Source organism: Corallococcus sp. M7 (assembly GCF_054512695.1).
Map to the genome: position 1 here is coordinate 6,086,289 of NZ_CM137252.1, position 12,045 is coordinate 6,098,333.

The following is a 12,045-nucleotide window of genomic DNA, read 5'->3' on the forward strand; positions in this document are numbered from 1 at the left end:
TCACCGCCCACGGCCTGTAACGGACAGCCGTGCGCGAAAGGTCTATTCCGGCCGTGGCCGCCGGTAAGTGGCGAGAATGACAGGGACCGCCACCCCTGTCACCAGAAGTGCCTGCGCCAGCAGCACCGCCGGTAACGGGCGCTGCACATGCACGTACAGCGAGCGGCCGAGCCCCACTCCCAACAGGATGCCCGTCAGCGTGCGCACCGCGTTGGACCCGGAAGCGGGCCGGAAGCGTCCCACCGCCCAGTCCACGAGCGCGGGCAGCGTGAGCCCCAGCACCACCGGCACGTCCCACTCCCACTGGAGCGGCGCCTTCAGCGCGAACAGCCCGACGAAGACGGCGGCGAGCACCGGATACGTGCCCAGGCATCGCGCGCACACGCGCACGCCCGCGAGCACGTACGTGCGGTTGTACTCATCCGGGTGATGATGGCTGAGCCAGAACACCGGCACCTCCTCCGGACGTGGAAACAGCGGACCCGTCCTGCACGTCGCGCGAATCCCCTTCGGCCAGGAAGCACGCCGCGGCGTGGCCTCCGCCCAGGGGATACAGCGGCGGTGATTCGCGGCGGCAGCGCTCCATCGCATGCGGGCAGCGCGGATGGAACGCGCAACCGGTCGGCGGCGACAGGGGCGAAGGCGGCTCTCCTGGCAGCAGCAGCCGCGCGCGGGGACGCTCCGGATCCGGCACGGGCACCGCGGACAGCAGCGCCTGCGTGTACGGATGGCGGGGCCCGGCGTACAGCGCCCGGGACGGCGCGACCTCCACGATGCGGCCCAGGTACATCACCGCCACACGCGTGGACACGTACTCAACAATCTTCAGGTCGTGCGCGATGAAGACGTAGGTGAGCCCGCGCTCGCGCTGCAGGTCCACCAGCAGGTTGACGATTTGCGCCTGGATGGAGACGTCCAGCGCGCTGATGGGCTCGTCCGCCACCACCAGCTCCGGACGCAACGCGATGGCACGTGCAATGCCGATGCGTTGACGCTGGCCGCCGGAGAACTCGTGCGGGTAGCGCTGGCGCGCCTCGCGGGGCAGCCCCATGGCGTCGAGCAGCGCCAGCACCTCGTCCTCGCGCGCCTTGCCCTTCGCCAGGCCGTGGATGGCGAAGGGCTCCGCGAGGATGTCCCCCACCGTCATGCGCGGGTTGAGCGACGCGTACGGGTCCTGGAAGACGAGCTGCATCTGCCTGCGCAGCGGCCGCAGTTCGCGCTGCGACAGGCCGGTGAGTTCGCGCCCGGCCACGCGGATGGAGCCGGAGGTCGGGTCGATGAGCCGCAGCACCGCGCGGCCCAGGGTGCTCTTGCCGCAGCCACTCTCCCCCACCAGGCCCAGCGTCTCGCCGCGGGCGACGTCGAAGGACACGTCGTCCACCGCGCGCACCGTGCCGCGCGTGCGGCCCAGCAGGCCGCTCTTCACGGGGAAGTGCACCTTCAGGTCGCGCACCTGGACCAGCGGTTCGCTCATGGCGCGGGCACCGGATGATGGCAGGCGGCGGACTGGCCTCCGCGCTTCGGCTCCAGCACGGGCGTGACGCGGGCACACAGCTCCGAGGCGCGGTCGCACCGGTCGCGGAACGCGCACCCGGACGGCAGCGCGGTGAGCGACGGCACCATGCCCGGAATGGCCTTCAGGCGCTGGCGTCCGCCCTCCCCCGCCGCGCCCGCGTCGTGCAGCGACGGGATGGAGCGCAAGAGGCCCGCCGTGTACGGGTGCGCGGGCCGGGCGAACAGCTCGCGCACCGGGGCCTGCTCGACGATGCGGCCCGCGTACATCACCACCACCGCGTCGCAGCTCCCCGCCACCACGCCCAGGTCGTGGGTGATGAGCATCACCGCCATGTTCCGCTCGGCCTGCAGGCGCTTGAGCAGCTCCAGAATCTGGGCCTGGATGGTGACGTCCAGCGCCGTGGTGGGCTCGTCCGCGATGAGCAGCGCCGGGTCGCACGCGAGCGCCATGGCGATCATCACGCGCTGGCGCATGCCGCCGGAGAGCTGGTGCGGGTACGCATCCACGCGCTCGCCGGGCGCCGGGATGCCCACCTGCCGGAGCATCTCCACCGCGCGCTCACGCGCCTGCGCCTTCGTGGCGCCCAGGTGCAGCCGGACGCCTTCGCCAATCTGCTCGCCCACGGTGAACACCGGATTGAGCGACGTCATGGGCTCCTGGAAGACCATGGCCACGTGCCGGCCGCGCACGCTCCGCATCTCCTTCTCCGGCAGGGCCAGCAGGTCCTCGCCCCGGAAGCGCACCTCGCCGCCCACCACGCGGCCGGGCGGCTGGGGAACGAGCCGCATCACCGACAGCGCCGTCAGGCTCTTGCCGCAGCCGCTCTCCCCCACCACCCCCAGCGTGCCGCCAGGAGGAACGGTGAAGGACACGCCGTCCACCGCGCGCACCGTGCCGCGCGGGAGCGACAACTGGGTGACGAGCCCCCGCACGTCCAGGAGCGGGGCCACGGCGCCGGCCGGAGCCTCGGGGGACGGCGCGGCTCCGGTCACTTCTGGGCCAGCTCCTCCAGGAACTCCGCCTCCTGGATGAGCCCCTTGCGGATGAGCAGGCGGATGAGGCTCGCGACCATGCGCGCGGGCTTCACCTTCTCCGTGTCCAGGCTGGCCTCTTCACCGCGCGAGATGCGGTCGATGTCGTCCAGCACCGCCAGGTCCTCCTCGGAGAAGTCCGGCTTGGGCGTGAGCGCCACGGACGGCTTCACGCCCTGCGCGGCGCCGCCGAAGAGCACCACCGGCACGCGCGGCTTGCTCGGATCCTCCGGCTCCGCGGAGGGCGGAGGCGGCGGCGGACGGGCCGCGGCGGGCGGAGGCGGCGGACGCGGGGCCTTGGGGACCTTGGGACGGGGCGTGGAGCCCAGGATGTCCTCCAGCACCTCCGCGCCGTCGGCGCCCGAGTCGTTGGGCGGCGGCGGCGGCAGGTCCCAGTCCAGCGTCGGCGGCGCGGGCGGACGCGGCGGCGTGGGCGCGCGCGCGGCGGCCGGAGGGGGCGGCGGCGACGGCAGGATGTCCGGCGAATCGTCCTCGTCCATGTCCATCGGTTCTGCCTCCACGATGTCCAGGGGCTCGCCCCGTCCGCGAGAGAGCGCCTGCTCCATATCGTCCGGCGCGGCGACGAACACCTTGAGCGGCTTGCGCAGTTGGAAGCGCAGCTCGTCCACCAGCATCAGGTTGCCCGGGTCCTCCACCGCGACGTGGATCTTCTCGCTGCGGCCGTCCTGCTCCGCCGCGAAGAGGAGCACCCGGTGCTCGGTCTGGAAGTCCATGGACACCAGCGAGGACACCGCATGCGGGATGTACTCGGGGATCTCCACGAACGGCAGCTCGTGCTGCGCCGCCAGCGCCCGCGCGATGTCCCGGCCCGTGCACAGGCCCATGGACACCAGCACCTCACCCAGCTTGCGGCCCTGGCCGCGCCGTCCGGACGCGAGGGCCTGCTTCACCTGCTCGTCCGTCACCACTCCGGCCTGGACGAGGAGCTCACCAATCTTCTTGCGCATGGCCGGGGGCTACCGCTTGACCTTGGCGAGGTATTCCTCGCGGGAGAAAACGCCCTTCTCGATGAGCAGCTCCACCATGGCCTTCAGCGCCGCGACCTCCTTGCGCTGGACCTCCTCCACGCTCTTGAGCAGCTCCGCGGGGCTGCCGGAGGCCGCGCGAGGCGCCTCTGGCGGGGGGGCCTGACGGGGCGGCGGAGCGGCGGCCGGCTTGGGGGACATGGCGACGGCGGCGGCCGGATCCAGGTCCTTGAGGTTCTTCACGACGGTGCGGCCCTGCGCGTCCACCACCTTGAAGTTGGTGTCCGCGTCCTCCAGCTCCGCCGTCTCCTCGTAGAGGCGCGCGAACGCCCGCGCCACGGAGGTGCGCCCGGCCACGTTGGCCACGATGCGGCACTTGGACAGGGCGCGCAGCTCGTCCAGGACGCGCACGTTGAGCGGATCCGACATGGCGACCACCAGCGTCTTGCCGTCGTCGCGCAGTTGCAGCGGCACCACGGAGAAGTCGCGCGCCGTCTGCGCCGGAATCTTGGCCTTCACGTGCGGCGGCACCATCTGCACGGAGTCCAGGTTCACCGCCGGCATGCCCAGCTGCTTCGACAAGGCGCGCACGAGGATGTCCTCGGAGACGAGGTTCATCCGGACGAGGATCTCGCCCAGCTTCCCGCCCCACTTGGCCTGCTCGGCGAGCGCCGCCTTGAGCTGGCTCTCCTGCAGGACGTTCGCCTTGATCAGCAGTTCTCCAAGCTTGATCTGTGCCATGTCGTGCGCGCCATAGTACCCGGTTTGCGCCGGGACGCTGCCTTTCGACGCCTGGAAGCTCAGGAACCCGGCGCGGGGGGCGGCTGAGACACCGGCCCCTCCGGCCGGACCTCCTGGCCCCTCGCGTCGACGTCCACCACCTTCGCCCCCTCGGGAGCGCCCATTTCATAGAGCGTCAGGTCCGGGCGGCCGTTGAGGCGGATGTCCGTGTACTTCAAGTCCAGCTTCGTGTCCGCCGAGGCGGCGATGAGGTGCACCTTGTCCGGGAAGAACTGGTCGCCCCGCTGCTGGAAGTCCTCGAACGCCAGGTCGTAGCCCGGCACGCCCCGGACCTCGCTCTTCACGATGCGCAGGTGCTTGGGGTCCACGCGCAGTGTCTGCGTGGCCGGGCCCCGCTGGAGCTTGAGCACGTACACCCGCTCCTTCTCGTCCAGCTCCAGGGTCATGGACTCCGGCGGCAGCAGGGGGACCTGGCCCAGCATCACCGCCACCAGCTCCTCGCTCGGCAGGACGACGGGCAGGAAGCGGGACACGTTCTCCGCGCTCGCCGGGCCCTGGAGGTACGTGTTCTCCCGCGCCTGGTAGATGCCGAAGCGCTCACCGTCGGAGACGAGCGAGGCCACCGGGCGGTTGAAGAAGTCGTACGTCTCCAGGTGGATGAGGGCCGGGCGGGTGATGGAGAGATAGGTGGAGAGCGTTCCGCTGCCCTGGGGTGAGTCCACGTGCAGCTTGGCGTCACCCTCCAGGTTCACGACCTTCGCCTGCCGCTCGCGCACGTGCTGGTAGAGCGTCTGGGCGTCCTCGATGCGGCCCTCCGGACCGAACTCGAGACGTTTGGGGCAGGCCGAACAGAGGAGGACCAGGAAGATTGCGGCGGCTGCGCGGTTCATATGTCCTAGTGTGAGCCAGGGCCGCCTGCCCGGTCATCCATCATGAGCCTGAACGATCTACTTCATTACCTTCGCCTGGGCGGCGTCACCCTCGCCCTCCTCCTGGGCGCCTCCGTGGTGGCCCTGGGCGTGGCCATCGAGCGGCTCATCGCCCTCTGGGGCGTGAGCGAGCGCTCCCGCAACCTGGGGGAGATCGTCCAGAAGCACCTCCTCCGGGGTGACATGGCCGCCGCCCGCACCGCCGCCGAGCGCTCCGACGCCGTGGCGGCCGACATCTTCCTCGCCGGGTTCGACCGCTGGGAGCGCTCCCGCTCCACGGGCGGCAACGGCATCGAGACCGCCGTGGAGCGCGAGCGCGCCCAGGTGGGGCTCAAGCTGCGGCGCAACCTGTGGCTGCTCGCCACCATCGGTTCGACGACGCCCTTCGTGGGCCTCTTCGGAACCGTGGCCGGCATCATGCGCTCCTTCAAGGACCTGGGCGTGGACGTGGAGGCCGGCGGCACCGGCGGCTCCGCGGCCGTGATGACGGGCATCTCCGAGGCGCTCGTCGCCACCGCCGTGGGCATCCTCGTCGCCGTGCAGGCGATGGTCTTCTACAACTATTTCCAGGCCCGGCTGTCCCGCGTGCTGGTGGAGCTGCGCCTGCTGGGCGACGAGTTCGCGGAGGTCCTCAAGGAGCGCTCCGCCGGTGGCCCGCTGCCGGAAGCCACGCCGCCCCCGCGCGAGAGCACCACGCCCCCGGCTTCGCGCCCGGATCCGCAGCCCGCCTCGTAAGGAGACACGCCCACCATGGCCATGGGAAAGACGCCCGGCTCGGGCGACGACGAGGTGGAGGGCGCGGGCTTCGCGGAGATCAACATCACGCCGCTGACGGACGTGATGCTCGTGCTGCTCATCATCTTCATGGTGACCAGCTCGGTCATCACCCAGCAGGGCCCGGGGGGCGGCGCGAAGGCGGGCCTCAAGGTGAACCTGCCCAAGGGCGGCGCCGCGGACGTCACCGCGAAGACCACCGACCTGTCCGTGGCGGTGCTGGCGGACGGCCGCTTCGTGCTCGCGGGCAACGTCGTCGCGGAAGCGGAGCTGAAGCAGGCCTTCGACACCGCGAAGAACCAGAACCCCGACACGGTGGTCATCGTGCAGGCGGACGAAGGCGTCCCCCACGGCACCGTGGTGCAGGTGATGGAGCTGGCGAAGAAGGCCGGCCTCGCGCAGCTCGCCATCGGCGTGCGCGAAGGCAACTAAGCAAAAGGCCCCCCGGCGCATGTGCCGGAGGGCCTTCTTCACTTCAGGACTTCAGGTGCCCTAGACGCCGCCGAACGCCGCGTCGGTGATGTCCATCGGAGACGTGTCCTCGGTGGCGATGAGGCGCGCGGCGTACTCCACGTTGGGCAGCACGTTGCGCGCGTACCACAGGGCGCTGAACTTCTTGCCCTCGTAGAACGCCTTGTCCGGGTGGTCGGCGGCCACGTTGGCGGCGGCCTTCTCCGCGATGACGGCCGCGTCCAACAGCAGCCAGCCCACGGCCACTTCCGACATCATGTTGAGGAAGCGGTTCGCGGACAGGGGGATCAGCGGGAAGCGGCCCGCGTCCTGCGACCAGCCGAACAGCGCCATCGCGCTGGACATCAGGCCTTCCTGCGCGCCGGCCAGCGTCTTCACGGCCTCGCCCAGCACCGGGTGCTCGCGGTGCGCTTCCACGAAGCTGCCCACGTCGCCCATGAACTGCTGGAAGTGCGCGCCGCCCGCCTGGCCCATCTTGCGGCCCACCAGGTCCATGGCCTGGATGTGGTTGGTGCCCTCGTAGATGGAGAAGATCTTCGAGTCGCGCGTGTACTGCTCCACCGGGTAGTCCTGGATGTAGCCGGCGCCGCCGTACACCTGGATGGCCTGCGCGCAGAGGCGGAAGGCCTGGTCGGAGCCGTAGGACTTCACCAGCGGCGTCAGCACCTCCACCTGACCCTTGTGGTAGGTGGCCGCGTCGTCGTCCTTGCCCGCCAGCTGCTTCGCCTTGTCCAGGTGCATGGCCAGCTTGATGACCAGCGCGCGGATGCCCTCCACGTGCGCCTTGATGTCCAGCAGCATGCGGCGCACGTCCGGGTGCTCGATGATGGAGGCGCGCGGCGCGGACGGGTCCTTCCACTTGGTGAAGTGGGAGCCCTGCTTGCGGTCCTTCGCGTAGTCGAGCGCGTTGTAGTACGCGGCCGACGCCAGGCTCACGCCCTGGATGCCCACGGCGATGCGCGCGCCGTTCATCATCTTGAACATCTGGCTCATGCCCACGTGCTCGACCGTGCCCACGAGCTCGCCCAGACAGCCGTCGTTCTCACCGAAGTTGAGGACACACGTGGCCGAGCCGTTGATGCCCATCTTGTGCTCGATGGACGCCACGGTGACGTCGTTGGACTGGCCGGAGGAGCCGTCCGCGTTGATGCGCAGCTTGGGGACGATGAACAGCGACAGGCCCTTGGTGCCCACCGGCGCGCCGTCAATGCGCGCGAGCACCAGGTGGATGATGTTCCCGGCCATGTCATGGTCGCCGCCGGAGATGAAGATCTTCGTGCCCTTGATGCTGTAGGTGCCGTCCGCGTTGCGCTTCGCGGTGGACTTGGCCGCGCCCACGTCGGAGCCGGCGTGCGGCTCGGTGAGGCACATGGTGCCGCCCCACGTGCCGTTGAGCATGCGCTCCACGAACTGCTTCTGCTGCGCGGGGGTGCCACACTCGGCGATGACCTCCGCCGCGCCGAACGCCAGGCCCGGGTACATGTTGAAGGCCGTGTTGGCGCCGGAGAGGATCTCCTCCACCGTCACCTGGAGCATCATCGGCGCGCCCTGGCCGCCGTGGTCGGGGCTCACCGCCACCGTCTTGAAGCCCTGCTCGTAGAGCTTGCCCCACGCGTCCTTGAAGCCCTTGGGCGTGAAGACCGAGCCGTTCTCCACCCGGCAGCCCTCACGGTCACCGACCGAGTTGAGGGGCCCCAGCACCTCGCGGGCGAAGCGGTACGTCTCCGTGAGGACCGCCTTCGCCTCGTCCGGTCCCAGGCGTCATAGGGGGCCGTGCCCGCCACCTGGCCGAAGCCGAACTGCTCGAACAGCGTGAAGAAGATCTCTCGAAGGTCGGTCTTGTAGGTGTTGATGCCGGCGGACATGGCCACTCCTGCGTAGGGGCTCGCTGCCTGCCTGCTTCCCGCAGGGCGGGAAAAAGTAAGGGTCAGCGGCCCATGTGACGCAGGAAGTGTGGCGTCGACTGATTTTTGAGTCAACCCAAGATGACACCCCGCGTTGACGAGCGGTCGAAGCCGCCCTTCTCGAACGCGGGATTTCGTCTTGGAACGCCTACTTCTTGGCCTTCTTCGCGGCCGGGAGGGACGCTGTCTTCGCGGCGGGCTTCTCCCGGGGAGCGGTCTTCTTGGACGAGGCGCCGGAGCGGGGCTCGTCCGACTCCTCGTCTTCGTCCTCGTCGTCCTCGTCCCGGTCGCGCTCCGGGGCGGCGGGCGCCGGGGCGCTGGAGGCGGCTTCCGGGGCGGCGGGCGCCGGGACGACCAAGCTCTCGCGGGGGACCTCCACCACGATGGGGGACTGGCCGGAGCGCTGCCGGTTCTCGTCCTCCAGCGAGTAGAAGAGCTGGATCTGCGAGCCGCCCTTCATGACGAGCTCGCCCTTCTGGTTCTCCGCCCAGAGGTCGATTTCCACGAAGTACCGGCCGCCGGAGCCGTGGCGGTCGCTCACGCGGCCCTTGCAGACCACGGTGTCGCCCGGCCACACCATCTTGATGAAGCGGACGTTGTAGCGCCGCAGCTGGCCGCCCCGGGCCCAGTCGCTGATGAGCTGGCCCAACATGCCCATGACGAGCATGCCGGGGGCGTAGACGGACGGCATGCCCACGCTCTTGGCGTAGAGCTCGTCCACGTGCACGGGGTTGTAGTCGCCGGAGGCGCCCGCGTAGCGCGACAGCTGGACGCGGTCCACCGGGGCCTTGGCCAGCGCCGGCAGCTCGTCACCGACGCGGATGGATTCGAAGTAGAGCTTGCGCGCGGGCATCAGGCGTTCTCCTTGGCGGCACGCACCACGAGGGTCCGGCGGGCGCGGAAGACGAGGTTGCCCTCTTCGTCCCGGCCTTCGTCCTCGATGACCGCGATGTCCATCTTGCCGGACATGCCCGGCCGCTCGAAGACGTCCGACACGCGGGTGGACACGTAGATGCGGTCCCCCGCGAAGATGGGCCGCTCGTAGTCGAAGCCCTGCTCGGCGTGCAGCAGGCTCTTGATGCCCACCCCCAGAAGCTCCCGGAGGTCCGCGGCGGAATGGAACGACGCGGGGAACGTGGGCGGCGCGACGATGGTGGGGTAGCCCGAGGCGCGGGCGTACTCCTCGTCGTAGTAGATGGGATTGTAGTCGCCGATAGCTTCGGCGAAGCGCCGGATGGCGCCCTTCTCCACCTCGTTGAGCGTCGGCGGCGAGGCGCGGCCAATCGCGTTCTTGTCCAGCATTTCCCTCTCCTGATGAGTCTTCAGCGTCCTGACGGAAGCTCGAGCACCGTCAGGAGCCCGGCCTCCGCGGCCGTCAAACGTGGCGCGGCATTCACCAGCGCGTTCGCGGTGGCCCGGTCGCCCGCCACTCCCCCCGGTATCTCCAGCACCAGCTTGGGATCCGCGTCGATCTCAATGCGATCCCGTGGGTTGTCCGCCCCTACCGCGATGGTCAGCTCCAGGCGGACCCGCTCCTGCCCCTCCTCCAAACCCACCACGGACTGGAACATGCCCGCGACGCGGCCTTTCTTCACGACAAATGCGCCGCCGGAGATCTCCTCCTCGGCGAAAACAGGAGTCACTTCCTCCTCGAAGTCGTCGCAGTCCAGCCCCAGCCCCAGCGCCGCCAGCGCCGCGGACTCCACCAGCCCCACGTGGCCCAGCTCCTCGCGGTCCACCAGGTCGAAGAACTCCTCCTCCGTCAGGCCCGCGCCCACCTTGCGCTGCAGGGCCTCACGGCGCGTGCGGGCGTCCACCACGCGGCTGGCGGTCACCTTGCGCACGGGGCCGCACACCTGACCAGCGGTGGCCACCAGGCGGTCCAGGACGAAGCCCGGGTTCACGCCCGTGCCCACGATGGCGACGCCCGCCTTCTGCGCCGCGCGCTCCAGCTTGTCCGCCAGCTCCGGGTACTTGAGGTGCGGGAACGCCAGCTCCTCGCAGGTGCTGGCCACCGGCAGGCCCAGTTTCAGCGCGTCCAGCAGCTGATCCATCACCTGGGAGAGCCGGGAGCTGGTGGCGTGCAGCACCACCACGCCCTTGCGGCGCCCCACGGCCTTCTCCAGCGAGTCCGACACCTTGAAGCGCGGGCCGGCCTGCCCCAGCACGTCGCCCAGGGGGCGACCCACCAGGGAGGGCTGCGAGTCCACCGCGCCGATCAGCTCCACTTCGGGGGACGACAGGGCTGCCCTGGCAATCTCCTGCCCGATGAACCCCAGCCCCATCACCACCACCGGCACCGGCCCATCTGGGGCTCTAGCCATCGGAGATTGCTCCCGAATTCCAAGGGGTTACAGCCATTTACGTTGGGTAGGCGGCCACCATAGAACACGGCTCGACGGGCAGGCAAGCAGGACGTGGAGTCCCGCGACCGCCTGTTTGAGGGAAACTTCAAGAATTCCGGTAGTTTGGCGGCACTGGAAAGCTTGGGGGGGCCTGTTTGCCCGCATGCGGACCGGCTATAAGAGTCTGAGAAAACCGCAGCCCACTCGCTCGGAGCGTATCAGCCCATGGCCCGAATCCTCGTGGTGGACGACGACGTGCTCATCCTCGCGGCGCTGTCCCGGATCCTCCACGCGGAGGGTTACGAGGTCGTGACACACAGCGACCCGGTGGTGGCGGCGCGGGAGCAGGGGTTCGACGTCGTCCTGACGGACTTCATGATGCCGTACCTCAACGGCATCGAGCTCTTGTCGGCGCTCCGGGAGAAGAACCCTCGCGCGGTGCGGCTGATGCTGACCGCTGCGGCGGACTTCAAGACGGCGTCGGAGGCGGTGAACCGGGGCGAGGTCTTCCGGCTGCTGGGCAAGCCGTGGGCGCTGAGCGAGCTGACCAGCAGCATCCGGCAGGCCTTCGAGCACCACCGGCTGGTGGCGGCCAACGAGCGGCTGACGCGCGAGGTCGCGGAGAAGAACGCGGAGCTGCTGGCCATCAACGAGGGCCTGGAGCGCCGGGTGATTGAACGCACCACGGGCCTTCTGGACGGGCTGATCAGCGCGCTGGACTACCGGGATACGGAGACGCAGTGGCACTCCAGGCGCGTGTCGCTGTACGCGCGGCGGCTGGCGCAGGAGATCGGCCTCACTGGACCCGCGCTGGACGTCGTGGAACAGGGCGCGCTGCTGCACGACATCGGGAAGATTGGCGTGCGCGACTCCATCTTGCTCAAGCCCGGGCCGCTCACGCCGGATGAGTGGGTGGAGATGAAGCTGCACCCGGAGTTCGGCTACCGGATGCTGGCGAAGATGCCGTACCTGCACGAGGCGGCGCTCATTGTCCTGCAGCACCAGGAGCGCTGGGACGGCAAGGGCTACCCGCTGGGGCTCAAGGGCGAGGAGATCGTCATCGGGGCGCGCATCTTCTGCCTCGTGGACACGCTGGACGCCATCACCTCCGACCGGCCCTATCGCAAGGGGCGTCCCATGAGCGTGGCGCGCGACGAGGTCCGCCGCTGCTCGGGTACACAGTTCGATCCGATGCTCGCGGAGGCGTTCTTGGGCCTGCCGGAGACGGAGTGGGCCCGCATCCGCCGCGAGGTGGAGGTGATGGAGGAGGCGGAGAGCCACCGCTGGACGGGCGCGAAGCTCGACGCGAACGGACAGCCCGTGCCCGCGCGCGCCGCCGGAGCCTGAT

13 protein-coding genes are annotated in these 12,045 nt (G+C 69.8%); 3 read left to right on the forward strand and 10 right to left on the reverse strand.

Features of this window, described 5'->3' with window-relative positions:
* Nucleotides 1-42: 42 nt before the first annotated feature.
* The 6 genes from ACX114_RS24305 to ACX114_RS24330 are packed head-to-tail and all read right to left on the reverse strand — an operon-like array spanning nucleotide 43 to nucleotide 5,164.
* The gene (locus ACX114_RS24305) at nucleotides 43-450 is read right to left on the reverse strand and encodes a DUF2085 domain-containing protein (protein ID WP_459288247.1); all 408 of its coding nucleotides are present in this window, start codon (nucleotides 448-450) and stop codon (nucleotides 43-45) included.
* Nucleotides 419-1,474 (reverse strand): ABC transporter ATP-binding protein, encoded by a 1,056-nt coding sequence (locus ACX114_RS24310; protein WP_459288249.1) that lies wholly within the window; start codon nucleotides 1,472-1,474, stop codon nucleotides 419-421. Before ACX114_RS24310 ends, ACX114_RS24305 begins: the two co-directional genes overlap by 32 nt.
* On the reverse strand, nucleotides 1,471-2,508 hold the full coding sequence (locus ACX114_RS24315) for an ABC transporter ATP-binding protein (protein ID WP_459288251.1): 1,038 nt from the start codon (nucleotides 2,506-2,508) through the stop codon (nucleotides 1,471-1,473). The genes ACX114_RS24310 and ACX114_RS24315 overlap by 4 nt, the downstream gene beginning before the upstream one ends.
* The gene (locus ACX114_RS24320) at nucleotides 2,505-3,515 is read right to left on the reverse strand and encodes a GspE/PulE/PilB domain-containing protein (RefSeq protein ID WP_459288253.1); all 1,011 of its coding nucleotides are present in this window, start codon (nucleotides 3,513-3,515) and stop codon (nucleotides 2,505-2,507) included. Before ACX114_RS24320 ends, ACX114_RS24315 begins: the two co-directional genes overlap by 4 nt.
* Before the next feature lie 9 nt (nucleotides 3,516-3,524).
* A complete protein-coding gene (locus tag ACX114_RS24325; RefSeq protein ID WP_223741404.1) occupies nucleotides 3,525-4,274 on the reverse strand; it encodes a GspE/PulE/PilB domain-containing protein in 750 nt (249 codons plus the stop codon).
* Between the two features lie 59 nt (nucleotides 4,275-4,333).
* Nucleotides 4,334-5,164, reverse strand: coding sequence for a DUF4292 domain-containing protein (locus ACX114_RS24330; protein WP_459288256.1), 831 nt, complete (start codon nucleotides 5,162-5,164; stop codon nucleotides 4,334-4,336).
* A 42-nt stretch (nucleotides 5,165-5,206) separates the two neighbouring features.
* On the opposite strand from ACX114_RS24330, the gene ACX114_RS24335 reads away from it, so the two are divergent.
* Complete coding sequence (locus ACX114_RS24335; protein WP_459288258.1) at nucleotides 5,207-5,938, forward strand: MotA/TolQ/ExbB proton channel family protein; 732 nt, start codon at nucleotides 5,207-5,209, stop codon at nucleotides 5,936-5,938.
* 15 nt (nucleotides 5,939-5,953) lie between these two features.
* A complete protein-coding gene (locus ACX114_RS24340; protein ID WP_459288260.1) occupies nucleotides 5,954-6,409 on the forward strand; it encodes an ExbD/TolR family protein in 456 nt (151 codons plus the stop codon).
* 60 nt (nucleotides 6,410-6,469) lie between these two features.
* On the opposite strand, the gene ACX114_RS24345 is transcribed toward ACX114_RS24340, so the two are convergent.
* From ACX114_RS24345 to ACX114_RS24360, 4 genes are all read right to left on the reverse strand, one after another.
* Nucleotides 6,470-8,149: an acyl-CoA dehydrogenase gene (locus ACX114_RS24345; protein ID WP_459288261.1), complete on the reverse strand. Its 1,680-nt coding sequence runs from the start codon at nucleotides 8,147-8,149 to the stop codon at nucleotides 6,470-6,472.
* A gap of 351 nt (nucleotides 8,150-8,500) precedes the next feature.
* Nucleotides 8,501-9,205: a MaoC family dehydratase gene (locus ACX114_RS24350; RefSeq protein ID WP_459288263.1), complete on the reverse strand. Its 705-nt coding sequence runs from the start codon at nucleotides 9,203-9,205 to the stop codon at nucleotides 8,501-8,503.
* Entirely contained in the window at nucleotides 9,205-9,654 is a 450-nt protein-coding gene (locus ACX114_RS24355) for a MaoC family dehydratase N-terminal domain-containing protein (protein WP_014397671.1), read from the reverse strand. Before ACX114_RS24355 ends, ACX114_RS24350 begins: the two co-directional genes overlap by 1 nt.
* 20 nt (nucleotides 9,655-9,674) lie before the next feature.
* The gene (locus ACX114_RS24360) at nucleotides 9,675-10,676 is read right to left on the reverse strand and encodes an NAD(P)H-dependent amine dehydrogenase family protein (protein WP_459288266.1); all 1,002 of its coding nucleotides are present in this window, start codon (nucleotides 10,674-10,676) and stop codon (nucleotides 9,675-9,677) included.
* Nucleotides 10,677-10,922: 246 nt separating this feature from the next.
* Here ACX114_RS24360 and ACX114_RS24365 point away from each other — a divergent pair, with 246 nt between their 5' ends.
* Complete coding sequence (locus ACX114_RS24365) at nucleotides 10,923-12,044, forward strand: HD domain-containing phosphohydrolase (RefSeq protein ID WP_459288268.1); 1,122 nt, start codon at nucleotides 10,923-10,925, stop codon at nucleotides 12,042-12,044.
* The last annotated feature ends 1 nt before the right edge of the window (nucleotide 12,045 follow it).

Coding starts and splice junctions, on each gene's coding strand:
- ACX114_RS24365 (WP_459288268.1), top strand. CDS start 10,923: ATGGCCCGAATCCTCGTGGTGGACGACGACGTGCTCATCCTCGCGGCG.
- ACX114_RS24325 (WP_223741404.1), bottom strand. CDS start 4,274: ATGGCACAGATCAAGCTTGGAGAACTGCTGATCAAGGCGAACGTCCTG.
- ACX114_RS24350 (WP_459288263.1), bottom strand. CDS start 9,205: ATGCCCGCGCGCAAGCTCTACTTCGAATCCATCCGCGTCGGTGACGAG.
- ACX114_RS24360 (WP_459288266.1), bottom strand. CDS start 10,676: ATGGCTAGAGCCCCAGATGGGCCGGTGCCGGTGGTGGTGATGGGGCTG.
- ACX114_RS24355 (WP_014397671.1), bottom strand. CDS start 9,654: ATGCTGGACAAGAACGCGATTGGCCGCGCCTCGCCGCCGACGCTCAAC.
- ACX114_RS24340 (WP_459288260.1), top strand. CDS start 5,954: ATGGCCATGGGAAAGACGCCCGGCTCGGGCGACGACGAGGTGGAGGGC.
- ACX114_RS24330 (WP_459288256.1), bottom strand. CDS start 5,164: ATGAACCGCGCAGCCGCCGCAATCTTCCTGGTCCTCCTCTGTTCGGCC.
- ACX114_RS24310 (WP_459288249.1), bottom strand. CDS start 1,474: ATGAGCGAACCGCTGGTCCAGGTGCGCGACCTGAAGGTGCACTTCCCC.
- ACX114_RS24335 (WP_459288258.1), top strand. CDS start 5,207: ATGAGCCTGAACGATCTACTTCATTACCTTCGCCTGGGCGGCGTCACC.
- ACX114_RS24320 (WP_459288253.1), bottom strand. CDS start 3,515: ATGCGCAAGAAGATTGGTGAGCTCCTCGTCCAGGCCGGAGTGGTGACG.